Genomic DNA, 25,331 nt, shown 5'->3' with positions numbered 1-25,331 from the left:
GGTTAATCCCACTTATCTTGTTATTAGGTTGCCATGTTTCACGTGGAACATTTTTAGTTCTCGTTTCATGGGTTCCACCACAGCAGAAATACTTTCAGATAAAATTGAAGAAATAAATATTTGAGAACTGCAATGAGTCAATAACTGACCCACTTTCTCTTTTGTATCTTCGCTTAGCTCTGAAGGTAAATCATCTATTAGCAATATAGATTGCTTATCTGTCTCTGACTCAATCAAACTATTTTGCGTTACTTTTAACGCATACAACAATAGCTTTAATTGCCCGCGTGAGAATACATTCTCAACACTGCTGCCAGCGACACTAAAACTAAAATCAGCCTTATGAGGGCCTTTACTAGTAAAGCCTTGACGAGCATCTCGCTCAAAGCTTTGCTCTAACGCATCAGAAAGAGATTCGCTCTCTTTCCAGCCTGCATTAAAGCTAATTTCTAGATCGCGTATTAGCGTTAATTCTGCACACATTTTATCAAAAAACTGCTGCTTAAACCTAGTTATATACGCGATTCTTAATTTATTTATTTGTTCAGCCAGTCTAACAAATTCTTTGTCCCAAAACTTGATTTGGTCAAAATAATTCTTAGGCTTAGATTTCAACAAGGCATTGCGCTGTTTTAGCACTTTATTAAACGATTGCCACAAGAAAAAAAACTCATGTTCCACGTGGAACAAACCTAAGTCTAAAAATTTTCTGCGCTCTTTAGGGCCACCAAAAAATAACGAATAGCTTTCTGGTGTAATAACTTGCACTGGCATAAGTTGAGCAAGTTCAGATACTTTTCGACTCGCCTTACCCTGTATTTTTAAATTAGTTTCACCCGCTTGAGTTTTACTAATACCAATAGGGATAGATAAATCGTATAACGCTTTGCGGCCATGAATAACAAACTGATCTTGATGATGAGCTATGATGCTTTTATGTTTAGATGTTCGAAAAGATTTGCCGTGAGAAAGGTAATAAATAGCCTCTAAAAGGCTGGTTTTTCCGCTGCCGTTTTCACCATAAATTATATTAACGCCGTTAACTGGTTCTAGCGTCAGTGCCTCAATATTACGAAAATATTTGAGGCTCAAATGACTTAAGCTCATTATGTATATATGATCTTATAAACGCATTGGCATAACAACGTACATAGCTTCTTCATCGCCGGCACCTTCTATAAGTGCGCTGCTATTTGAATCGGCAAGCGTAAATAATACATCTTCGGTTTTTAATGTATTTAGTACATCTAATACGTAAGACACATTAAAGCCTATTTCTAGGTCATCACCCTCGTACATTACTTCAACCACTTCTTCAGCTTGCTCTTGCTCTGGGTTGTTGGCTGTAATTTTTAATAAACCGTTTGATAAATTTAAACGCACACCACGAAACTTTTCGTTCGATAAAATAGACACACGCTGAAACGCATTACGAAGCCATTCACGATTCGCAGTAATTACCTTGTCACCACCGCGAGGTAAAACACGACGGTAGTCAGGGAATCGACCATCAACTAATTTACTTGTAAAGGTAAATTCAATATCAATAATACGAATGTGGTTAGCACCAAACTGAATAGTGACCAGCTCTTGATCGGCAACCATTAGGCGCATAATTTCTTGCACGCCTTTACGCGGTATAATTAATTGGCGCTGTGTATTTAACGACTGACCTAGTTGTTTTTGAGCAATAGCTAAACGGTGCCCATCAGTGGCAACTGTCTTTATGTCGCTGTTATCAACTTCAAACGACATGCCGTTTAAGTAGTAACGCACGTCTTGGTTTGCCATTGAAAAGTGTGTGCTTTCAAGTAATTTACGCAACTCTAAACGCGTTAGTTGAAACTCAACCTCACCATCCCACTGCTCTAAATTAGGAAAGTCTTCAGCAGCTAAAGTGGTCAGTGAAAAACGACTTTTACCACTGGTTAAAAGTAGCTGATGGTCTTGCAAGCTTAAAGTAAGATCAGACCCATCCGGTAAACTTTTACAAATATCGAGTAATTTTTTAGCCGGTAATGTGAGTTTAGTATCGGCAACATCGTCACCCACAAATACACTCGCCACTAATTCAATTTCAAGGTCTGTCCCTGTCATTGAAAGCTGGCCATTTTCTACCACGAGCAATACGTTAGATAAAATAGGTAACGTATGCTTACGCTCAATGGCACCCGATACTTGTACCAATGGTTTTAAAAACTGTTCTCTTGATATTGTTATTTGCATAATAAAGTCAGCCCTAAGATGACAATGTTCTTATTAAGTTTTGGTAATCTTCTTTAATCTCGTGACTCTCGTCACGTAATGATTTAACTTTGCGACACGCATGCAATACTGTTGTATGGTCACGCCCACCAAAAGCATCCCCAATCTCAGGTAAGCTGTGATTAGTGAGTTCTTTAGATAATGCCATGGCAACTTGGCGAGGCCTTGCTATGGAGCGGCTACGGCGCTTAGACAGTAAGTCAGATACACGTATTCTATAGTATTCTGCAACCGTACGTTGAATGTTATCTATGGTGACTAGTTTGTCTTGCAGCGCCAATAAATCACGCAGTGCTTCTTTTACAAAGTCGATAGAAATTGGGCGGCCGGTAAAGTTTGCGTTAGCAATTACACGGTTTAATGCACCTTCAAGCTCACGTACGTTTGAGCGTAATTTTTTAGCAATAAAAAATGCCACTTCATGCGGTAAATTAATTTTACTTTGCTGGGCTTTTTTCATCAAAATAGCAACGCGTGTTTCAAGCTCTGGCGGCTCAATCGCGATGGTTAATCCCCAACCAAAACGAGATTTAAGGCGATCTTCAACCCCTTCAATCTCTTTAGGGTAACGGTCAGAGGTTAAAATAATTTGTTGGTTACCTTCTAATAATGCATTAAAGGTATGAAAGAATTCTTCTTGAGAACGTTCTTTATTAGCAAAAAATTGAATGTCATCAATCATTAATGCATCAACACTACGGTAATAACGCTTAAATTCTTCAATCGCATTATTTTGCAGTGCTTTAACCATGTCTTGAACGAAACGTTCTGAATGCATGTAGACAATTTTAGCATCGGGCTTATTCGCCATAATACCGTTGCCTACCGCATGTAATAAATGCGTTTTACCTAAGCCCGTACCACCGTAAATAAATACAGGGTTAAATGCAGAGCCTGGGTTGTCTGCTACCTGAGTGGCAGCCGCTTTTGCTAATTGGTTAGATTTACCCTCAACAAAGCTATCAAAGGTATAGTTTTCTTTAATGTTTGATTTATAACCAGATTTAGGAGCTGGCTCTACAACCGGTTTTTGTTCTCGAGGTTGTTGTTTTGCCGTTGATTGCGTGCTTGGGGCTGATTGTGTTTCAACCACCGGTGCAGCTTGTGCATTTAATAGCGGCTTACTACCTACATCAAAGCGTAACTCGGGTGCTTCTACACCACAAATTTCTACCAGTAATTCATTTATTCTATTTAAGTACTTCTCTCTCACCCAATCAAGTACGAAACGATTAGGCGCATAAATCGTCAAGGTATCTTCGGTACTTTCTGCTTGAAGTGGTCTGACCCACATACTGAATTGCTGCGAAGGCAATTCATCTTGCAATACATATAAACAACTTTGCCAAACCGACAGATACACAGTAAAACTCCCAGAGATATAATTTTTATTCCCGCACATCAATAATGATTCAAAAATCACACCTGTATTGCGTTTAAATGGCTCAATAAGCAGCCCAAGACCGACTATTATGAATGCACTTTATCCACAAGTAAAAGATTGATTTTTGTAAAATTGTTGATATCGATGTATAAATATAATAACAGACTGATTTAAATAGCTTTTTATTTTAAAGCTTGATTAGAGATCATAACAAAACTGGCTGCAGATCGCGACCACAATTTACGATCTAATTTACTTTTCCCATGCTTTTATTCACTTTTTATACAGGGGCTGTGGAAAACTTCTTATTTATGATGATCCTATCGGATCATGAAAATTGATCATAAATAAACATGCTTTACGCACTCTATTATGATTGACTTTTCGTCACTTCATCTATAATATCTCGCGCTCGCAATGGCACCTGTGCCAGGATCGCGACCTGCATAGGATGTTTTAACTTTAACCGATCGGATGAGATTGTTATGAAAAGAACTTTTCAACCTAGCGTTTTAAAACGCAAACGTACACACGGTTTCCGTGCTCGTATGGCAACTGTAAATGGCCGTAAAGTATTAGCTCGTCGCCGTGCTAAAGGCCGCAAAGTTCTTTCTGCTTAATTTATAAGTGGAAGACTTTAGCTTTGGCAGGGAGTTACGTCTGTTAACTCCCTCGCATTACTCTCGCATATTTAACGAACCCGCTCGGGCTGCAACTCCTTTCTTTACCTTATTAGCAAAACCAAGTGACCAGTCAAAACCTAGGTTAGGCCTTACTGTTGCTAAAAAACGTGTAAAAAAGGCATGTCAACGAAACCGTATTAAACGTCTTGCTCGCGAAAGTTTTCGTTTAAACCAACACACGCTCGATAATATTGATATTGTGTTGATGGTTAAAAGTGGCATTGATGAACAGTCTAATGAAGAATTAACCAAACAACTTACAAAGCTGTGGCGTAAGATTAATGAACGCTGCAAACCTGGTGCCCCTAAACCGCCACCATTTAAAAAACGCCCAAACAAATCAGCTAAATCGACTAAACAAGCCCGATAGCAATAGAATTACAGGGTTAATTAAGGTATCTTTAGCTCACCTTTTAATCATGCGTTTAAAATCTCATAGTGAGTCTTTAAATACATGGTATCTATTCACTAAACATAACGTAGGGGCATGTACAACATGAGGTTACTTAAACCACTTGCTGCTTTACCAACACGTTGTTTAGTTTTATTTATCCGCGGTTATCAAAAGTGGATTAGCCCGCTATTAGGTCCGCATTGTCGTTTTAATCCAACGTGCTCTAGTTACGCTATTCAAGCAATTAATTTGCATGGATCGGTAAAAGGGTGTTGGTTAGCTGTTAAACGCATATTAAAATGCCATCCTTTACATTCAGGCGGAGACGACCCCGTTCCTGAAAAATTAACCCGTATTAACCACCAACACGAGAAATAAGAGCTGTTATGGAATCGCAACGCACGTTTTTATTCATCGGCCTAATGCTAGTGTCGTTTTTATTATTTCAAGAGTGGAATAATGACTACAACACACCAAAAGCCGATCCTAGTGCCACAACACAAACACTAAAAGCAAATTCACCAGAATCAGATGATTATGTTCCAGCTTCATCAGACTCAGGTTTACCTGCTTCAACAACTTTAGCTAAGCGCGCTGTTATAAATATTACAACAGACGTGTTTAAAGTAAAAATTGACACCAAAGGCGGTGACATTGTTGAAACAGACTTAATTGATTATAAAGAAACCAAAGGCAGTGATGTTCCTTACATGCTACTTGGTGAGTTTGATGGTAAACAATACTTTTCACAAAGTGGTTTAATAGGTTTAAATGGCCCAGATGCATCAGCAAATGGTCGTCCTACTTACCAATCAGAACAAACTTCTTATACTTTAACAGGTGATGAGCTTCGAGTTCCTCTTCAGTTTACTGATAGTAACGGTGTAAGTTTCACTAAAACATATGTATTCAAAAAGGGTCAATATGATGTTGGCTTAGAATATAAAGTTAACAACATCACTAGTGCGCCAGTACAAGTTCAGCTTTACACACAAATAAAGCGTACCGTACAAGAAAAAGGCAGCATGGTTGATCAAAACTATTTAGGTGCTGCATACGGTACTGATGAAGAACCATACGAAAAGTATAGTTTTTCCGATATGGCCGATAAAAACCTAAACATAAATACCCAAGGTGGTTACGTTGCCTTTATCCAGCATTACTTTGTAAGTGCTTGGGTACCAATGCAAGATCAAGCAAATACACTTTATAGTTTAATCACTAAAAGTAATGCAGCTATCATTGGTGTTAAAGACGAAGCGGTAAATGTTCAAGCTGGTAGTGAGCAAACACTTACTGCAACTTATTACATGGGCCCTAAAGAGTCAGATAAACTTGAAGCGATTCACACTGACTTAGACTTAACGGTTGATTACGGTTGGTTATGGTTTATTTCTCAACCTTTATTTGTGCTACTTAAATGGTTACACAGTATTTTAGGTAACTGGGGTGTAGCAATTATTGCCATCACTATTATTGTTAAAACATTAATGTACCCACTGACTAAAGCACAGTACACCTCAATGGCTAAAATGCGTGCATTACAGCCTAAGATGAAAGCGCTAAAAGAAAAGTATGGCGATGATCGTCAAAAATTCGGCCAAGCGACTATGGAAATGTACCGTAAAGAAAAAGTGAACCCTATGGGTGGCTGTTTCCCTATTTTACTGCAAATGCCAATCTTCTTAGCCTTGTTCTATGTATTCTTAGAGTCTACAGAACTTCGTCACGCTGAATTTGTACTTTGGTTAACTGACCTTTCTGCGAAAGACCCATACTACGTATTACCAATCTTATTTGGTGCGAGTATGTTTATAACGCAAAAACTACAACCTATGACGGTTACCGATCCAATGCAGCAAAAAATGATGACCTTTATGCCGGTTATCTTCTCTGTATTCTTCTTATGGTTCCCATCTGGTTTAGTACTTTACTGGTTAGTGTCTAACCTTATTTCTATTGTCCAGATGTTGATCATCTACCGTGGCATGGAAAAGAAAGGAATTAAAGTAAGGGGCGATTAAACTCCCTACTTATATAAAGGCGACTTAGGTCGCCTTTTTTATTGTCGATTTTTTATAACAGCATTCGCGAGTGCCTATTTGATAGGTTACAATACCGCCATTACGTTATTTAAGTTGGCAAATAAACCGCATGATCAATCACGATACAATTGCAGCACAAGCCACTGCCCCAGGTCGAGGCGGTGTTGGTATTATTCGCGTTTCAGGAAACCTAGCCAAACAGGTTGCTGAAAAAATAATAGGCAAAGTCCCTAAAGTTCGTTATGCCGACTATGTGCCATTTAACACCCTTGCAGGTCAGCAACTTGACCAAGGTATTGCGATTTACTTTGCTGGCCCAAACTCATTTACCGGTGAAGACGTACTCGAACTTCAAGGTCATGGTGGCCCAGTTGTTCTTGATATGCTACTCAAAGAAATAAGTAAAATAGACGGTGTGCGTTTAGCAAAGCCTGGTGAATTTTCTGAGCGTGCATTTATGAACGACAAGCTTGATTTAACTCAAGCAGAAGCAATCGCCGACTTAATTAATGCAACTAGTGAGCAAGCTGCTAAAAGCGCTCTACAGTCACTTCAAGGGCAATTCTCTAAGCACATAGAAACCTTAGTTGAAAAAGTCATTCACTTACGTATGTATGTGGAAGCAGCTATTGATTTTCCTGACGAAGAAATCGATTTTTTATCAGACGGAAAAGTAGGCGGTGATTTAAATGCCATCATTGAGCAGCTTAATGCCGTAACCAATCAAGCCAAACAAGGCAGCATAATGCGCGAAGGTATGCGCGTCGTTATTGCTGGTCGCCCTAATGCCGGTAAATCAAGCTTACTTAATGCATTAGCAGGGCGAGAAGCGGCCATCGTAACTGAAATAGCCGGCACCACTCGTGACGTATTACGTGAGCATATACATATAGATGGTATGCCACTGCATATAATAGATACCGCTGGCCTACGAGAAAGCCCAGATAAGGTAGAGCAAATAGGCATTGAACGTGCTTGGGATGAAATAAACCAAGCCGATCGGGTGTTATTTATGCTTGATGGCACCGACACAGCCGATACTGATCCACATGCTATTTGGCCTGAATTTATGGCTAAGTTACCTCAAGGTATGGGCGTGACCGTGATCAGAAATAAAGCCGATTTATCGGGTGATACGGTTGGTATGGATCAAGAGCAACAATATCCGGTCATCAGTTTAAGTGCTAAAAATGCTGACGGCATAGAGCTTGTGCGTGAGCACTTAAAAGCCTGTATTGGTTTTGATGGTGCCACAGAGGGTGGCTTTATGGCGCGACGTCGTCACTTAGATGCACTGGAACACGCAGCCTATCACTTAGATACGGGTAAAACACAATTAGAAATGCACGTGGCCGGTGAAATTCTCGCTGAAGAACTACGCTTAACACAGCAGTATCTTAACGAAATAACCGGTGAATTTACTTCTGATGATTTGCTTGGCAAAATTTTCAGCTCGTTCTGTATCGGTAAATAGTCGAACTAATAATTTAATCATTAAGGGCACCTAGGTGCCCTTTTTAATGCCTACTATTTTTAATATCGACTCGCCAAACTGTATTTTAATAACCCATTTTGAAAACCAAACAGACTAAAAAAACAGCTTAAACTGCACTTATATTAGCCTCAATTCTCCTTTAAAAATGTATTCAAGCCATAGTAGGCTAAGCCAATAATCACAGCAAATAACAGATAAACTACCTAGATTAATAGTAAAAAATTAAGCTTCTTTCCTTTAAAAGAGCACCTATAACATTGGTTTTCCACGTTTGAACATGGGTATATCAAACCATAAAAAATAAAACGTACCTAAAAAGTAAATTTGATCGCCCACTCCACCAGCAAACACCGTTAATTTCTTAGTTAAAATTGATGTAATTTATTTTTTAGCAGATCAGTTATCCACAATTGCGGGTTTTATTACCTTAAAAATGAGTTAAAAGCGATAAAAAGAAATAATATGTTGTGTTTAATAGGCTAAATAGCGATTTTTAGAAAATAAAAATGGATTTTTAGGCTGATCTGAGAAAATAGATCATTTTTTAAAATTATTTTCGATCCCAATTTTAAGTTATCAACATGCTTTGTATCCACACTAAGATCAACACACGTTTATTTATAAATTTGTACTAGCTGATGGTTAACACTCAATATAAAATCAATAACTTAGCAAACTATTTGTAACATTACTTCTTAGTTAAGCAGAGCTTTCCCCAACCTTATCAACAACTTGATCAGAAGATTACATTTAAAGATATTTTGTTAAACCATTAATAATCAGCAACTTAAAACCGTAATTCACGCGAAGGCTTAAATTACCACAAAAATAGTTATACAAAATAACACTCTTAACTTTACTGTTATACTCACTCGGCTATCATAGGCAGGAATTAAAACTAATAGTGATCAGCAATATTCATGAGTTCAGTAAATATTATCGTTGGTAGTCAAATGGGATCCGCCGAGTACGTTGCAGAGCAGCTAAGCGATGCGCTTAACAACCAAGGGATTAATAGCCAACTACATGATCAACCTGAATTTAATGAAATAGATCAGCAAAATACTATTTGGTTAGTTTGTACATCAACCTATGGTGCTGGTGATTACCCTGACAATCTAATTAGCTTTGTCGAACAAGTATCTCAAGTAGATGATCTCTCGCATTTAAAGTATTCGGTTATTGCACTAGGCGATACCAGTTACGACACTTATAACCTTGCAGGGCGTAATATAGATGCCCTTTTAAGCCAAAAAGGTGCTGTAAAAGTAGCACAACGGTTGGAGCTAAACATTCTTGATGAAGCACTACCCGAAGATACGGCCTTAGCTTGGTTAGACTCGTGGATAGCACAAACAGGTTTAAAATAGAAAGATCAAGCGATAAGTTATAAATAAAGTTACCCACAATTTACTAATAATTTAATAGATTTTGTGGATAAACACTGATTAAACTGCTTTTTTAGCTATGCTTATCCATGGGATAAGATCGAGACTTGATCGGCCTGTGTATAACAGCCCGTTTTGATCAGAGCTTATTTGCCTGAAGATCCGATCATATTAACACCTTTAGATCCGATCTAATTATATGTTTTTAATCATGATCTAAAGCTTATCAACAGAAAACCCGATCAGTAGTAGTAATAATATTAAAAGATCTCTTTAAAAGATCCTTTATATTATTAGAGATCACTTACTTAGATCTTGAGCACTGTTTAATCATTTATCTTCTGCTGATTTCTAGGTAGAATACGCTCCCTTTTGAAGTTTACTGGTTTGATTTAAGTAGGATCCCATTAATGATTTTTCACGAAAATTTTGACGTTATCGTAGTAGGTGGTGGACATGCAGGCACTGAAGCCGCATTGGCAGCTGCCCGTATGGGGATGAATACCCTGCTGCTAACTCACAATATGGATACCCTTGGTCAAATGTCTTGTAACCCAGCAATTGGTGGCATTGGCAAAGGTCATCTGGTTAAAGAAATTGATGCCCTGGGTGGCGCAATGGCTCAAGCCATTGACAAAGGCGGGATCCAATTCCGTACGCTTAACTCTTCTAAAGGCCCTGCTGTACGAGCGACTCGTGCTCAAGCAGATCGTGCCTTGTACAAAGCGGCTATTCAAAACACACTTCAAAACCAAGAAAACTTAAAGATTTTTCAGCAATCATGTGATGATCTAATTGTTGAAAATGATCGTGTAACCGGTGTAGTGACACAAATGGGTTTACGTTTTAGTGCACCGAGTGTAGTACTAACCGTAGGTACCTTCTTAGGTGGTCAAATTCATATCGGCCTTGAAAACTTTAAAGGCGGCCGAGCTGGCGATCCACCTTCAATTGCCTTAGCTGATCGCTTACGTGAATTACCATTTAGAGTAGATCGTTTAAAAACCGGTACGCCACCGCGTATTGATGCCCGCACTGTCGATTTTAGTAAAATGCAGGAACAACCAGGTGATACACCAACACCGGTATTCTCATTTATGGGTAAACAAAGCGACCACCCACAACAAATTCCGTGTTACATCACTTACACCAATGAAAAAACACATGATGTTATTCGCAAAAACTTACATCGCTCACCTATGTACTCAGGTGTTATCGAAGGAATAGGCCCTCGTTACTGTCCGTCTATTGAAGATAAAATTGTCCGTTTTGCAGATAAAGATAAACACCAGATATTTGTAGAGCCAGAAGGTTTAACTTCATACGAGTTATACCCTAATGGTATTTCAACCAGCTTACCGTTCGATGTGCAGTTAGAAATTGTGCAATCGATCACCGGATTTGAAAATGCACATATCTGTCGTCCTGGCTACGCCATTGAATATGACTTTTTTGATCCACGCGATTTAAAACAATCATTAGAAACTAAATTTATTGATGGTTTATTTTTTGCTGGTCAAATTAATGGTACTACCGGTTACGAAGAAGCGGGTGCGCAAGGTTTAATCGCAGGTATGAATGCAGCCTTACAAGTACAAGGCAAAGAATCGTGGACGCCTCGTCGTGATGAAGCCTATGTAGGCGTACTGATTGACGACTTAGCAACACTGGGTACAAAAGAACCGTACCGTATGTTTACTAGCCGCGCTGAATACCGTTTGCTACTTCGTGAAGACAACGCTGATATTCGTTTAACTGAAAAAGGCCGTGAACTTGGTTTAGTTAACGATGAACGTTGGCAAGCATTCAACGAAAAAATGGAAGTGATCGCTAAAGAGAAACAGCGTATTAAAGATACCTGGATCCATAAAGATCATGCCATGGTTAATAAAGTAAACGAATTACTAAAAACGCCACTTGTGCGTGAAGCCAGCTTAGAAGAATTATTGCGTCGTCCAGAAGTGCGTTATAACGACTTGATGGCGATTGAAGGACTTGGATCTGAGTTTACCAATAAGGCGGCTTTAGAGCAGGTTGAAATTCATACGAAGTACGCAGGTTATATTGCGCGTCAGCAAGATGAGATCAATAAGCAACTTCGTCATGAAGAAACAATTTTACCAAAAGAGTTTGATTATAAAACCGTCTCTGGTTTATCAAACGAGGTTGTTGCTAAGCTAATTGATGCTCGTCCAGACACTATTGGCCAAGCTTCGCGTATTTCTGGTATCACCCCAGCGGCGATTTCGCTATTATTGGTGTATCTGAAGAAGCAAGGCTTGTTACGCAAAACTGCGTAACGGTAAAGGAACATTGTGTTACAGCAACAATTAACAACTTTGTTAGCGCAAACTGATATTGCGCTAACACAAAAACAACAGCAACAGCTTGTTCGCTATGTCGAATTACTCGATAAGTGGAATAAAGCCTATAACTTAACCTCGGTACGTTTACCTCAAGAAATGATGGTTAAACATATAATGGATAGCTTAGTTGTTGCGCCTCACTTGACCGGTCATCATTATATTGATGTTGGCACAGGTCCTGGTTTACCGGGCATAGTGTTAGCTATTGCCTTACCTGATACGCAGTTTGTATTATTAGATAGTTTAGGTAAACGTGTACGTTTTTTAATGCATGTTAAACATGAGCTTGGCCTTGATAATGTCACCCCAGTGCAGTCAAGAGTTGAAGAATATCAACCAAGTGTTAAATTAGATGGCGTACTAAGTCGTGCATTTGCATCGTTACAAGATATGATTGACTGGTGTTCGCACTTAATTGATCATTCAGGTAAGTTCATTGCACTTAAAGGGGTATTTCCAAGTGAGGAATTAGACTCACTCCCTGCTGGTGTTAAGTTTGAGCAAAAAATTGCATTAGAAGTACCGGATTTAGATGCACAACGACATTTAATAATTCTTTCTAAAGACTAGGGATCAGAGACACTGTGGCAAAAGTCATCGCATTAGCAAATCAAAAAGGCGGAGTAGGTAAAACTACCACTGCCGTTAATCTCGCTGCATCTATGGCTGCAACGAAACGTAAAGTGCTGTTAATAGATCTCGACCCGCAAGGCAATGCGACCATGGGCAGTGGCGTCGACAAATATGGTGACGTCCCTACTATCTATGATTTGCTCATAGAAGATAAACCTATTGATGAAGTGATTATTAAAGAAACTTCAGGCGAATATCATATGATTGCTGCAAACGGCGATGTGACCGCTGCAGAAGTTAAGCTGATGGAATTATTTGCGCGTGAAGTACGTTTGCGTAACGCGCTTGAAAAAATACAAGATCAGTATGAGTTTATTTTTATAGACTGCCCGCCTTCTTTAAATATGTTAACCGTTAATGCCATGGCCGCTGCCGATTCTATTTTAGTGCCTATGCAATGTGAATATTATGCATTGGAAGGATTAACTGCATTAATGGATACGATTACGCAACTTGCTAAGTTAGTTAATCCTAACTTACAGATTGAAGGCATACTTCGTACTATGTACGATCCGCGTAATCGACTAGCAAATGATGTATCAGAACAATTAAAACAACATTTTGGCGATAAAGTATACCGTACGGTGATCCCACGTAATGTTCGACTTGCAGAAGCCCCAAGTTTTGGTGCCCCAGCAATGTACTACGATCGAGCATCAAGTGGCGCGAAAGCTTATTTAGCTCTCGCTGGTGAAATGCTACGCAGAAAAGAAAAAACAACTCCCGTTGTCGCCTAACTTTGAGGTAAAAAAATAACATGTCTGCTAAAAAACGAGGTTTAGGCCGAGGACTCGATGCGCTTTTAAGTTCATCTAAACCTGCACCAAGCGAAGGCAAGGAACAGAACACCGCTAACGTAACTAGCGCAGTTGAAAATGCAGCGCAGCCTAGCAACAGTGAACTACAAAAACTACCGATCGAGTTTTTACACTCAGGTAAATACCAACCTCGTAAAGACATGTCTGAAGAGGCACTTGAAGAACTCGCCAGTTCGATACGCTCACAAGGAATTATTCAACCTATCGTTGTGCGTCCTGTTGCGCATAATAGCTACGAGATTATTGCCGGTGAACGCCGTTGGCGCGCTGCGCAAATTGCTAAGCTTGAGTTTGTACCCTGTATTATCAAAGACGTGCCTGATGAAGCCGCCGTTGCTATTGCCCTAATTGAAAATATTCAGCGTGAAGACTTAAACGCCATGGAAGAAGCGATAGCGCTTAATCGCTTACTTAATGAGTTTGAGTTAACGCATCAACAAGTGGCTGATGCCGTTGGTAAATCGCGTACGACCGTGACTAACTTATTACGCTTAAATAATCTTAATAACGATGTAAAAATATTGTTAGAGCATGGTGACATTGAAATGGGTCACGCTCGTTGCTTATTAGCACTTGAAGGTGAAGTGCAATCAGATGCAGCCCGTTTAGCTGTTGCGAAAGCATTGACCGTTCGCGAAACCGAAAAACTAGTACGCTCTATTTTAGAGCCTGCTCCAGCAAAAGAAGTAATAGAAAAAGACCCAGATGTTAAACAGTTAGAGCAACAACTTGCTGATAATCTTGGGGCAAAAGTAGAAATAAATTACAACAAAAAAGGCAAAGGGAAGTTGGTTATTTCTTACACTAATCTTGACGAGTTAGACGGTATTTTAAACCGTATCAATCAAGACTATTCCCACCATTAATTCATTGGATGTCTAAAAAGGGACATTTACAGCGATTTTGTGTTACAAAGCACCTACTCAAGTTGCAAAACTGGCAGGATTAAGTATAATTTCGCCAGTTTTCATACCCTGACAATTAGAGCGTCATAAAGGTTAATTAAAAGTGACTAATAAGTTAGCAGGCCCGTATAGGCTTGCCGCATTAAAATTAATTTGCCTTCAGGGATTTGTAGCCATTTTAGCTGCACTAATAATTTTTATAGGTTGGGAAACCAATGCCGCACTTTCAGCATTAGCTGGTGGCGCAGTCGCAGTACTTCCTAACTTTGTATTTGCGCTTTATGCATTCAGATATATGGGTGCAAGTCGAGCAAATCAAGCGTATGCCTCGTTGAAACGCGGCAACGGATTAAAATTTATGCTAACAATCGTTTTGTTTGCACTAATGCTAAAGCTTTATCCGGTAGTACTGCTACCTTTCTTTTGTGCTTATGTGTTGGTGTTGTTTACAGGATTGTTTACACCCGTTTTTTTTAAACATTAACTTTTGGGATATAACATGGCTGCAGAAGAAGTTACTCTATCTAGCCATATTCAGCACCACTTAACCAATGCTAAGATGTGCTCGACCGACGCTGGTCTTGCCTTCAATAAAGCATGTACGGATAGTGGTTTCTGGACATGGCATATAGATACCCTCGCATGGTCTATCGGACTAGGTCTAATATTTTTATGGATCTTCCGTAGTGCCGCAAAAAAATCAACTCTGGGTGTACCTGGAAAACTTCAATGTTTCATTGAAATGGTTGTTGAGTTCGTTGGCGACAACGTACGCGATACCTTCCACGGTAAAAGTAAGCTAATTGCACCATTAGCATTAACAATATTCGTTTGGATATTCTTAATGAACTTAATGGATTTAATCCCAGTTGACTTCCTACCTGCATTTGCTGGCTTTGTTGGCGAAACTGCATTCGGTATGGATTCACACGACGTATACATGAAAATTGTACCAACTACAGATATCAACATGACCGCAGCACTTGCGCTGGGCGTGTTTATTCTAATGATTGGTTACTCAATTAAAATCAAAGGTATCGGCGGTTTTATTAAAGAGCTAACACTTCACCCGTTTAGTTCAAACAATACAGCTATGCAGATTCTTTTAATCCCATTCAACCTATTACTAGAGCTTATCGCATTGGTTTCTAAGCCGTTTTCACTGGCACTGCGTTTGTTCGGTAACTTATATGCAGGTGAGTTAATCTTCATCCTTATAGGTGCTGTAGGTTTAATGCAACTACCGTTGCACTTTGTGTGGGCTGTATTCCATATCTTAGTAATCGTATTGCAAGCATTCGTATTCATGATGCTTACAATTGTATACCTAAGCATGGCAAGTTCGGATAATCACTAATTTATAACTTTTAATTTTTACTTTTAATTACAATTGAAACTTTGGAGAAAAAAATGGAACTAGTATTAGGTCTTAAGTACATCGCAGTAGCTTTACTTATCGGCTTCGGTGCAATCGGTACAGCAATCGGTTTTGGTAACATGGGCGGTAAATTCCTTGAAGCATGTGCGCGTCAACCTGAGCTTGCACCATCGCTACAAGTTAAAATGTTTATCCTTGCTGGTCTAATCGATGCTGTAGCAATGATTGGTGTTGGTATCGCGATGGTATTGTTGTTCGTACTTTAATTTTATTTTTTGAACAGCTTACTATTTAAGGAGGAGCGGTTGTGAACTTAAACGCCACTCTTATCGGTGAATTAATTGCGTTTACGGTGTTCGTATTATTTTGTATGAAATACGTATGGCCACCACTAAACGGTGCAATTGAAGCTCGCCAGAAGAAAATCGAAGATGGTTTAGCTGCCTCTGATAGAGCCGAAAAAGACTTAGAACTTGCGCAACAGAAAGCTGCAGAACAGCTTAAAGATGCAAAGGCTCAAGCGGCTGATATCATTGATCAAGCTAAAAAGCGTGCCGTGCTAATTGTTGACGAAGAAACTGTTCGTGGTCAGCAAGAGCGTGAAAAAATTATTGCTCAAGGGCACTCTGAAATTGAATCAGAGCGTAACCGTGTGACAGAAGAGCTACGTAAGCAAGTAGCAACTCTGGCTGTGGTTGGCGCAGAAAGAATTTTAGAGCGCGAAATCAATCAAGCCGCACATAGTGACATCGTTGAAAAACTTGTCGCTGAGCTGTAATTAGGAGGGTATGAGCATGTCTGAATTGACTACTATCGCTCGCCCATACGCTAAAGCGGCTTTTGAACTTGCCGTTGAAAAAGGCACTATTGATAGCTGGAATGACATGTTGTTCTTTGCTGGCCACGTTGCCAGCAATGAACAGGCATCTACCATTTTAGCTGGATTGCCTACTGCTACTGCACAAGCTGAGTTATTTATTAACTTATGTGGTGAGCAGCTCAACGAACAAGGTCAGAACCTAGTTAAGGTGATGGCTGAAAATGGACGTTTGATTGCACTACCTGAGGTTGCTCATTTATTTTCTGCTTTAAAAGCAGACTATGACAAAGAAATCGATATTGATGTGATTTCGGCAACACCTCTTGCTGCAGCGCAGCAAGAATCATTGGTAGCGGCACTTGAAAAACGTTTCGCACGCAAAGTTAAGCTGAATTGTAGTGAAGACGCTACAGTAGTTGGCGGTCTTATTATTAAGGCAGGCGACACTGTAATTGACGGCTCTTTACGCGGTAAATTAAATCGCTTAGCCACAACACTACAATCGTAATTGGGAAAAAGAGCATGCAACTTAATTCCACTGAAATTTCAGATCTGATCAAACAACGTATTGAGAAGTTCGAAGTTGTAAGTGAAGCTCGTAACGAAGGTACAATTGTATCTGTTACTGACGGTATCATTCGCATCCACGGTCTAGCTGACTGTATGCAAGGTGAGATGATTGAGCTTCCTGGCAACCGTTATGCTATCGCACTAAACCTTGAGCGCGACTCAATTGGTGCAGTAGTAATGGGTCCTTACGCTGACCTTACAGAAGGCGTAAAAGTATACACAACTGGTCGTATCTTAGAAGTTCCTGTTGGTGCGGGTCTACTTGGTCGTGTTGTAAACACACTAGGTGCTCCTATCGATGGTAAAGGCGCTTTAGATAACGACGGGTTTGAACCTGTAGAAAAAATTGCACCAGGTGTAATCGAGCGTCAATCAGTAGATGAGCCAGTACAAACTGGTTACAAATCTATCGATGCTATGATCCCAGTTGGTCGTGGTCAGCGTGAGCTTGTTATCGGTGACCGCCAAACAGGTAAAACTGCACTAGCAATCGATGCAATTATCAACCAAAAAGACACAGGCGTTAAGTGTGTGTACGTAGCGGTTGGTCAAAAAGCATCTACTATTGCTAACGTAGTACGTAAATTAGAAGAGCACGGTGCACTTGCAAATACTATCGTAGTTGTAGCATCTGCTTCTGAATCTGCGGCACTTCAGTACTTAGCACCGTTCTCGGGCTGTACTATGGGTGAATACTTCCGTGACCGTGGTGAAAACGCATTAATCGTATATGATGATTTATCTAAGCAAGCTGTTGCTTACCGTCAAATCTCATTGCTACTTAAGCGTCCACCAGGCCGTGAAGCATACCCAGGTGACGTATTCTACCTTCACTCGCGTCTTTTAGAGCGTGCATCACGTGTAAACACTGATTACGTTGAAAAGTTCACTAACGGTGAAGTGAAAGGTAAAACAGGTTCATTGACGGCATTGCCTATCATTGAAACTCAAGGCGGCGACGTTTCTGCGTTCGTACCGACAAACGTTATCTCTATCACCGATGGTCAGATCTTCTTAGAAACTGACTTATTCAACTCAGGTATCCGTCCGGCAGTAAATGCTGGTATCTCGGTATCGCGTGTTGGTGGTGCTGCACAAACTAAAATCGTTAAGAAACTAGGTGGCGGTATCCGTCTAGCCCTAGCTCAGTACCGTGAATTAGCTGCGTTCTCGCAGTTCGCGTCTGACCTTGATGATGCTACTCGTGCTCAACTTGAGCATGGTGAGCGTGTAACAGAGCTAATGAAGCAGAAACAGTACGCGCCAATGTCTGTTGCTGAAATGTCTTTGTCGTTATTCGCAGCTGAGAAAGGTTACTTAAAAGACATCGAAATTCCTAAAATCATGGATTTCGAAGCGGCTTTACTTTCTTACGCAAATAGCACATACGCAGAGCTTATGGCTCAAATCAATGAAACTGGTAACTACAACGCCGAGATCGAAGCGCAGCTTAAAGAACTTCTAGAGAAGTTCAAGTCTACGCAAACTTGGTAATTTAGTTATTAATGGTGTGCTTTATATCCTAAAGCACACCTTGATTCGGAGAGAGAGTCATGGCCAGCGGAAAAGAGATTAAAAGCAAGATCGGCAGTATTAAAAATACTCAAAAGATCACTAGCGCAATGGAAATGGTTGCTGCGTCTAAAATGAAAAAGGCGCAAGAACGAGTGGCTTCAAGCCGTCCATACGCTGAAAAATTACGTAAAGTGATTGGTCGTGTTGCTCAAGCAAATCTTGATTTTACTCACCCGTTCTTAGAAGAACGTGAAGTAAAACGAGTTGGTTATATTGTTATCTCTACTGACCGTGGTCTATGTGGCGGTTTAAACTCAAACGAGTTTAAAAAAGTCGCATTAGAGATTAAAGCGTGGAAAGAGAAAGGCGTAGATGCTGATTTTGCTACTTTAGGTAGTAAAGCAGCTGGCTTCTTTCAACGTTTTGGTGGTCAAGTGCTTGCTAAAAAAGCAGGTCTTGGAGATAAGCCTTCAGTACAGGACGTAATTGGTCCAGTAAAAATAATGCTAGATGCATTCTCTGAAGGTAAAATTGACCGTTTATTCCTGGTATATAACAACTTTGTTAATACCATGAAGCAAGAGCCAATAGTAGATCAGTTACTCCCTTTGCCAAAAGCTGAAGAAGAAGTATCTACACATGCGTGGGATTACTTATATGAACCAAACCCAGAGGCTATTTTAGAGTCTTTGCTAGTACGTTTCATTGAGTCTCAGGTATACCAAGGTGTAGTTGAAAACGCTGCCTCTGAACAGGCTGCCCGCATGGTTGCAATGAAAGCTGCAACTGATAATGCCGGCGACCTTATGGATGAGTTACAGCTTGTATATAACAAAGCTCGCCAAGCAGCAATCACACAAGAAATTAGTGAGATTTGTTCTGGTTCAGCAGCAGTTTAATGCTTCAGGCAAAGATTAACGAGAGGAATAGACATGAGTTTAGGTAAGGTCGTCCAAATTATCGGCGCCGTTGTGGATATCGAATTTCCACAAGACAGCGTGCCAGCCGTATATGACGCGCTAAAAGTAACAGATGGCGATTTAGCTGGTTTGACTTTAGAAGTTCAACAGCAGCTAGGTGGCGGTGTGGTACGTACTATCGCACTAGGTACTACAGACGGTTTACGTCGTGGTGCTGCAGTAGCAAACACAGGCGAAGCAATTCAAGTTCCAGTTGGTACTAAGACCCTAGGTCGTATCATGAACGTACTTGGTGAGCCAATTGATGAAGCAGGTCCAATCGGTGAAGACGAGCGTATGTCTATCCACCGTGCAGCACCTACTTACGAAGAGCAATCAAGCTCAGTTGAACTTTTAGAAACGGGTATCAAGGTAATCGACCTTGTATGTCCATTCGCTAAAGGTGGTAAAGTTGGTTTATTCGGTGGTGCCGGTGTTGGTAAAACCGTAAACATGATGGAACTTATCCGTAACATCGCAATCGAGCACAGCGGCTACTCAGTATTCGCAGGTGTTGGTGAGCGTACTCGTGAGGGTAACGATTTCTACCATGAGATGAACGATTCAAACGTACTTGATAAAGTATCGCTTGTATACGGTCAGATGAACGAGCCTCCAGGTAACCGTTTACGCGTAGCGTTAACAGGTCTTACTATGGCTGAGAAGTTCCGTGACGAAGGTCGCGACGTACTTTTCTTCGTAGATAACATCTACCGTTACACACTTGCGGGTACAGAAGTATCAGCACTTCTTGGTCGTATGCCATCAGCGGTAGGTTACCAGCCTACACTTGCTGAAGAAATGGGTGTACTTCAAGAGCGTATCGCATCTACTAAGACTGGTTCAATTACTTCAATCCAAGCGGTATACGTACCTGCGGATGATTTAACGGATCCATCTCCAGCAACAACGTTTGCTCACTTAGATGCAACAGTGGTACTTTCACGTGATATCGCATCACTAGGTATCTACCCAGCGGTAGACCCTCTTGATTCATCTTCACGTCAGCTTGATCCACAAGTAATCGGTGAAGAGCACTACGGTATAGCGCGCGGCGTTCAAACAGTTCTTCAGCGTTACAAAGAACTTAAAGACATCATCGCGATTCTAGGTATGGACGAGCTTTCTGACGAAGATAAGCAACTTGTATCTCGTGCACGTAAAATCCAGCGTTTCCTATCTCAGCCATTCTTCGTGGCAGAGGTATTTACAGGTGCGCCAGGTAAATACGTTTCACTTAAAGACACAATTGCAGGCTTCAAAGGTATCTTAAACGGTGAGTTTGATGATATGCCAGAGCAAGCGTTCTACATGGTTGGCTCTATTGAAGAAGCTCAAGAAAAAGCCAAAAGCATGTAATTAGGAGGGTAGTATGGCAGCTATGACTGTACATCTTGATGTAGTAAGTGCTGAAGAGAAATTATTTTCTGGTTTAGTAGAATCTATTCAAGTATCTGGTAGTGAAGGTGAGTTAGGTGTTAACGCCGGTCACGCCCCACTACTAACTGCCCTTAAACCTGGTATGGTACGTTTAGTTAAGCAATTTGGTGAAGAAGAACTCATCTATATTGCTGGCGGTACACTAGAAGTTCAACCGAACATAGTGACCGTACTTGCTGATACAGCTGTTCGTGGTGAAGACCTGGACGAGAAAGCTGCAGAGCAAGCTAAGCGTGACGCTGAAGCCCAAATGGCAAAAGGCGCATCTGCTGAACTTGATTACAATCAAGCAGCAATGCAACTAGCTGAAGCAATTGCTCAGCTACGCATTATTCAGCAATTACGTAAAAAGTAAGCCTATCTGGTTTTTAAAAGCCCACTTTATGTGGGCTTTTTTGTGCCACTAACTAACCACTTCAGCCTATCTGTAAATAAATTGATCGTTATGGCTAATATCTCTTCATTATTACTTATATCTGCACGCGATCCTCGCTACAATAACCCTATTCTATTAGGTGTTACTTTGCTTAAGTTAAGATTCAGTAGTCATTGCTTAGCCTACTGAGTATTTGCACATGATGTGACTTACGTAATCTACTTTGCAGCACACTTATTCTATTAAGCTAAAACAACGGAAAAAGGAAATTGTTTTAATGTCCTTAACAACGGTTATTCTTGCAGCGGGTAAAGGTACTCGTATGCGCTCTGCTCTTCCTAAGGTACTGCATAAAGTGGCAGGTAAACCTATGGTGCAACACGTTATCGATAATGCCAACGCGCTAGGTGCTACATCGACTAACTTAGTTTATGGTCACGGCGGCGAACTATTACAACAACAATTAGCCGATAATAACGTAAACTGGGTGCTGCAAGCTGAGCAGCTAGGTACAGGCCACGCAGTGGCACAAGCAAACCCTCATATTAACGACGACGATACCGTACTGGTTTTATACGGTGACGTACCTTTAACTAAGCAATCTACACTTGAACGTTTATTAGCAGCGACACCTAAAAATGGCTTAGCAGTATTAACCGTTAATCTAGCAAACCCAAATGGTTACGGTCGTATGCTACGTGTTGATGGCAAGCTAGTGGGTATTGTTGAACAAAAAGATGCCAATGCAGAGCAGTTACTTATTAACGAAGTAAACACCGGCATTATGGCGGTAAATGGTAAGCTTTTAAAAACATGGTTAGGTAATTTGTCTAACAATAATGCCCAGGGCGAATACTACCTCACAGATATAGTCGCTATGGCGCACAGTGAAGGTGTAGAAATTACATCAGCACAACCAGATCACCCAATGGAAGTTGAAGGTGCAAATAACCGCGTACAACTTGCAGGATTAGAGCGTGCTTACCAAGCATGGCAAGCAGAAGAGCTGATGCTAAATGGTGCAACTCTTGCCGACCCTGCTCGCATTGATGTGCGTGGCGACGTTAAAACAGGTGAAGATGTCCTTATCGATATCAACGTTATTTTTGAAGGTACAGTAACCTTAGGTAATAACGTACAAATTGGCCCTAACTGCGTACTTAAAAACTGTAGCATCGGCGATAATGTTGTTATTAAAGCCAATACATTGATCGAAGATGCATCAGTTGCAGCTAAATGTACCCTTGGTCCATACGCCCGCCTTCGCCCTGGTGCAGTAATGGAAGAAGACTCGCACATTGGTAACTTTGTCGAAATGAAAAAAACCCGATTAGGTAAGGGCTCTAAAGCAAACCACTTAAGTTACTTAGGTGATGCTGAAATTGGCGAGAAAGTGAATATTGGCGCAGGCACTATTACCTGTAACTACGATGGGGTGAATAAAGCCAAAACCATTATTGGTGATAACGCCTTTATTGGCTCTAACTCATCACTGGTTGCTCCTGTAAATATTGGTGCAACCGCTACCGTTGGCGCGGGCTCTGTTATTACCAATACCGTGGCGGATGATCAGCTAGCTGTAGCACGTGGCAAGCAACGCAATTTAGACGGTTGGAAACGCCCAGTTAAAAAATAGTAATGATCATTACTTATTAAATATTTAAAGCGAGTTTTATAACTCGCTTTTTTATTGCCTAAATATAATTCAAATAAAAATGCCATACTGTTGTCATCCCTGTGTGTTGATATTTAACGAATACAACACTAAGGAAAACAATAATGTTAAACAAATCAATAATAGCCTTTTCTTTGCTATCACTATTAACTGGCTGCTCACTTGATGGTGATGACGGCCAAAATGGCGCACAGGGTGTACAAGGTACTGCGGGTAATAATGGTGAAAACGGCACTAATGCAAATTCAGCTTTAAATATAAATCTTATTGGCCGCGCAGTACTCAACGCACAAAGCCCGGAAGGGGCAGCTGAAATAGTCGTCTACCAAGCTTCTAAAAAATGGATTTATACTATTAATAGCTCTGGTGATGAGGCTGTTGTGAATATTATTCCTGCAGATACGTTCGACACCGCTGCATTAGTAAAAGATAACGAAGGTATTGTAAGTGTAACTAACCTATCCTCTGCTATTACGCTCTCACTAAATGAAAATACACCCGGCGATGCAAACAGCATTGCTATCGATGCAAATAACCAATTATTAGCAGTAGCAATGGCTGCTACAAACGTAGGTGAAGCTGGCCAAATAGCGTTTTACAATATTAGCGGAGATACACCTACATTTATTAAAAATGTAACTGTAGGTGCCCTACCCGACATGGTGACATTTAGCCATGATGGTGCAAAAGTAGTGGTTGCTAATGAAGGTGAACCTAATGGCGACTACAGTATCGATCCCGAAGGCACTATTAGCATTATCGATATCACTAACGGCACTATTGCCGATAATGCTTTGAGCATAAACTTTCAAGATTACAATAATCAGCAAGCTGAATTAGAAGCGCAGGGTTTAGTGTTTGCCAATCCTACTGGACGTACTATTAATGGTAATTTAATAAATACCACCGTTGCTATGGATTTAGAGCCAGAATATGTGAGTATTTCCAAGGATAATAAATACGCTTATGTCTCTATTCAAGAAAATAACGCTCTAGCCATCATCAACCTTGAAGATAATTCCCTTGAGCTAAAAGGACTCGGTTTTAAAGATTGGTCAAACTTACAATTTGACGCTTCAGACAAAGACGGCGGTGTTAACTTTAAATCATACCCTGGTTTATATGGCATGTATCAGCCAGATACAATTGCAAGTTTTAGTTGGAAAGGAGCCAACTTTATTGTATCTGCCAACGAGGGTGATGCACGCGAATACTTTTTTGATGCCAGCGATGAAGCTGATTGCATCGCTCAGGGCGGCCTTGATTATGACGCTAAAGATGGGTGTTTGGCATATATAGATGAAAGCCGCGTAGAAGATCTAGCTCTCGCAGCTAACTTCGATTACTTAAATAACGATGATAACGACATTGGTCGTTTAAAAGTTACAACAGTAAAAGGTGATAAAAATAACGACGGCCAATACGAATCGCTTTATGCTTATGGCGCACGGTCATTTACCATTTGGGATAGCAATGGGCTGGTGGTGTTTGACTCAGGCGATCAAATTGCACGAGTAACCGCTTCTGTTCATGGCAATGCATTCAATAATAACGAAGATGAAAATAAAGGCGACACACGCTCAGATGATAAAGGGGCAGAACCCGAAGCGCTAACATTAGGTAAAGTTGGCGATAGGTTATTTGCTTTTGTTGGCTTAGAGCGTATGGGCACAATAATGGTGTTTGATATAACCAACCCTTACGATGTGAAATTTCAAGACTACTTTTATAATCGTGGTTTAGAACCAAGTGCAGATATAAGTGGCGATCTTGCTCCTGAAGGAATGACATTTGTTCCTGCAGCGCAAAGTGCAACAAACGAAGCACTGCTTATAATCGGTAATGAAATCTCAGGCTCAATTGCCGTATGGGAAATAACAACTCAGTAATTAGTAAAGTTTTAAGTAAAAGCGATGTAGCGGTTATCTATAAATCGCTTTTACTTCCTCCCCTCTCAATAATCATGCCTTATGTGAATGCTTTTTAATCAAAAACAGCCCTGCAGTCCTTTGTTTGTATGGTTATTGTACTAAATTGAAATTAATTTAATAAAACTGAAATAAAGCATTGACCCTCTCCAGAATATCCCTATAATGCGCATCCACTGACCCGGCAGGCAGCAATGAAAAGCGCTGAACAAACGGTAAGTGAGTCGAGTAAAACTTAGCTTTTAAATCTTTTAAAAGAAACTAAAAATTAAGTGTTGACAAAAAAATAGGAAA

At 40.4% G+C, this 25,331-nt stretch carries 24 protein-coding genes; 21 read left to right on the top strand and 3 right to left on the bottom strand.

The window, feature by feature from the left end; translation table 11 throughout:
* Positions 1-12: 12 nt before the first annotated feature.
* From recF to dnaA, 3 genes are read right to left on the bottom strand one after another with little or no spacing between them, the layout of a single operon-like run.
* Positions 13-1,107 carry a DNA replication/repair protein RecF gene (gene recF, locus AC27JR_RS16515; RefSeq protein ID WP_131690220.1) on the bottom strand — a complete coding sequence of 365 codons (1,095 nt, stop codon included), beginning with the start codon at positions 1,105-1,107 and terminating at the stop codon, positions 13-15.
* A 15-nt stretch (positions 1,108-1,122) separates the two neighbouring features.
* Positions 1,123-2,226 carry a DNA polymerase III subunit beta gene (gene dnaN, locus AC27JR_RS16510; protein ID WP_008112965.1) on the bottom strand — a complete coding sequence of 368 codons (1,104 nt, stop codon included), beginning with the start codon at positions 2,224-2,226 and terminating at the stop codon, positions 1,123-1,125.
* A 13-nt stretch (positions 2,227-2,239) separates the two neighbouring features.
* A complete protein-coding gene (dnaA, locus tag AC27JR_RS16505; RefSeq protein ID WP_024601489.1) occupies positions 2,240-3,628 on the bottom strand; it encodes a chromosomal replication initiator protein DnaA in 1,389 nt (462 codons plus the stop codon).
* 506 nt (positions 3,629-4,134) lie between these two features.
* Between dnaA and rpmH the strand changes: the two genes are divergently transcribed.
* From rpmH to AC27JR_RS16400, 21 genes are all read left to right on the top strand, one after another.
* Positions 4,135-4,269, top strand: a complete 135-nt coding sequence (rpmH, locus tag AC27JR_RS16500; protein WP_008112968.1) for a 50S ribosomal protein L34 — start codon at positions 4,135-4,137, stop codon at positions 4,267-4,269.
* A 7-nt stretch (positions 4,270-4,276) separates the two neighbouring features.
* Positions 4,277-4,702 carry a ribonuclease P protein component gene (rnpA, locus tag AC27JR_RS16495; RefSeq protein WP_076920139.1) on the top strand — a complete coding sequence of 142 codons (426 nt, stop codon included), beginning with the start codon at positions 4,277-4,279 and terminating at the stop codon, positions 4,700-4,702.
* A gap of 126 nt (positions 4,703-4,828) precedes the next feature.
* Positions 4,829-5,104 (top strand): membrane protein insertion efficiency factor YidD, encoded by a 276-nt coding sequence (gene yidD, locus AC27JR_RS16490; protein WP_008112973.1) that lies wholly within the window; start codon positions 4,829-4,831, stop codon positions 5,102-5,104.
* An 8-nt stretch (positions 5,105-5,112) separates the two neighbouring features.
* A complete protein-coding gene (gene yidC / locus AC27JR_RS16485; RefSeq protein ID WP_487174182.1) occupies positions 5,113-6,750 on the top strand; it encodes a membrane protein insertase YidC in 1,638 nt (545 codons plus the stop codon).
* A 130-nt stretch (positions 6,751-6,880) separates the two neighbouring features.
* A complete protein-coding gene (gene mnmE, locus AC27JR_RS16480) occupies positions 6,881-8,245 on the top strand; it encodes a tRNA uridine-5-carboxymethylaminomethyl(34) synthesis GTPase MnmE (RefSeq protein ID WP_487174181.1) in 1,365 nt (454 codons plus the stop codon).
* Between the two features lie 941 nt (positions 8,246-9,186).
* On the top strand, positions 9,187-9,636 hold the full coding sequence (gene mioC / locus AC27JR_RS16475; protein ID WP_131691882.1) for an FMN-binding protein MioC: 450 nt from the start codon (positions 9,187-9,189) through the stop codon (positions 9,634-9,636).
* Between the two features lie 428 nt (positions 9,637-10,064).
* On the top strand, positions 10,065-11,954 hold the full coding sequence (gene mnmG, locus AC27JR_RS16470) for a tRNA uridine-5-carboxymethylaminomethyl(34) synthesis enzyme MnmG (RefSeq protein ID WP_008464166.1): 1,890 nt from the start codon (positions 10,065-10,067) through the stop codon (positions 11,952-11,954).
* A 15-nt stretch (positions 11,955-11,969) separates the two neighbouring features.
* Positions 11,970-12,590, top strand: a complete 621-nt coding sequence (rsmG, locus tag AC27JR_RS16465; protein WP_008464169.1) for a 16S rRNA (guanine(527)-N(7))-methyltransferase RsmG — start codon at positions 11,970-11,972, stop codon at positions 12,588-12,590.
* Between the two features lie 14 nt (positions 12,591-12,604).
* Positions 12,605-13,390 (top strand): ParA family protein, encoded by a 786-nt coding sequence (locus AC27JR_RS16460; protein WP_008112117.1) that lies wholly within the window; start codon positions 12,605-12,607, stop codon positions 13,388-13,390.
* Positions 13,391-13,410: 20 nt separating this feature from the next.
* A complete protein-coding gene (locus AC27JR_RS16455; RefSeq protein WP_076920135.1) occupies positions 13,411-14,337 on the top strand; it encodes a ParB/RepB/Spo0J family partition protein in 927 nt (308 codons plus the stop codon).
* A gap of 142 nt (positions 14,338-14,479) precedes the next feature.
* Complete coding sequence (locus AC27JR_RS16450) at positions 14,480-14,860, top strand: ATP synthase subunit I (protein WP_487174180.1); 381 nt, start codon at positions 14,480-14,482, stop codon at positions 14,858-14,860.
* A gap of 15 nt (positions 14,861-14,875) precedes the next feature.
* Positions 14,876-15,733 carry a F0F1 ATP synthase subunit A gene (gene atpB, locus AC27JR_RS16445; protein WP_008112123.1) on the top strand — a complete coding sequence of 286 codons (858 nt, stop codon included), beginning with the start codon at positions 14,876-14,878 and terminating at the stop codon, positions 15,731-15,733.
* 53 nt (positions 15,734-15,786) lie between these two features.
* Positions 15,787-16,020 carry a F0F1 ATP synthase subunit C gene (atpE, locus tag AC27JR_RS16440; RefSeq protein ID WP_004335261.1) on the top strand — a complete coding sequence of 78 codons (234 nt, stop codon included), beginning with the start codon at positions 15,787-15,789 and terminating at the stop codon, positions 16,018-16,020.
* Between the two features lie 41 nt (positions 16,021-16,061).
* Positions 16,062-16,532 carry a F0F1 ATP synthase subunit B gene (gene atpF / locus AC27JR_RS16435; protein ID WP_008112130.1) on the top strand — a complete coding sequence of 157 codons (471 nt, stop codon included), beginning with the start codon at positions 16,062-16,064 and terminating at the stop codon, positions 16,530-16,532.
* 16 nt (positions 16,533-16,548) lie between these two features.
* Positions 16,549-17,082, top strand: a complete 534-nt coding sequence (gene atpH / locus AC27JR_RS16430; protein WP_024601474.1) for a F0F1 ATP synthase subunit delta — start codon at positions 16,549-16,551, stop codon at positions 17,080-17,082.
* Positions 17,083-17,096: 14 nt separating this feature from the next.
* Positions 17,097-18,638 carry a F0F1 ATP synthase subunit alpha gene (gene atpA, locus AC27JR_RS16425; RefSeq protein ID WP_008464173.1) on the top strand — a complete coding sequence of 514 codons (1,542 nt, stop codon included), beginning with the start codon at positions 17,097-17,099 and terminating at the stop codon, positions 18,636-18,638.
* Positions 18,639-18,697: 59 nt separating this feature from the next.
* Positions 18,698-19,558, top strand: coding sequence for a F0F1 ATP synthase subunit gamma (gene atpG, locus AC27JR_RS16420; RefSeq protein WP_008464174.1), 861 nt, complete (start codon positions 18,698-18,700; stop codon positions 19,556-19,558).
* Positions 19,559-19,591: 33 nt separating this feature from the next.
* Positions 19,592-20,977, top strand: coding sequence for a F0F1 ATP synthase subunit beta (gene atpD, locus AC27JR_RS16415; RefSeq protein WP_008464175.1), 1,386 nt, complete (start codon positions 19,592-19,594; stop codon positions 20,975-20,977).
* A gap of 13 nt (positions 20,978-20,990) precedes the next feature.
* A complete protein-coding gene (locus AC27JR_RS16410) occupies positions 20,991-21,413 on the top strand; it encodes a F0F1 ATP synthase subunit epsilon (protein ID WP_008464176.1) in 423 nt (140 codons plus the stop codon).
* 298 nt (positions 21,414-21,711) lie between these two features.
* Positions 21,712-23,070: a bifunctional UDP-N-acetylglucosamine diphosphorylase/glucosamine-1-phosphate N-acetyltransferase GlmU gene (glmU, locus tag AC27JR_RS16405; protein WP_487174179.1), complete on the top strand. Its 1,359-nt coding sequence runs from the start codon at positions 21,712-21,714 to the stop codon at positions 23,068-23,070.
* Positions 23,071-23,213: 143 nt separating this feature from the next.
* Positions 23,214-24,998, top strand: a complete 1,785-nt coding sequence (locus AC27JR_RS16400) for a choice-of-anchor I family protein (protein ID WP_487174178.1) — start codon at positions 23,214-23,216, stop codon at positions 24,996-24,998.
* The last annotated feature ends 333 nt before the right edge of the window (positions 24,999-25,331 follow it).

It is taken from the genome of Pseudoalteromonas sp. NH0006-26, from assembly GCF_057552415.1.
Note: the sequence above shows the minus strand (reverse complement) of the source record. Positions and strands in the feature narration are given on the sequence as shown.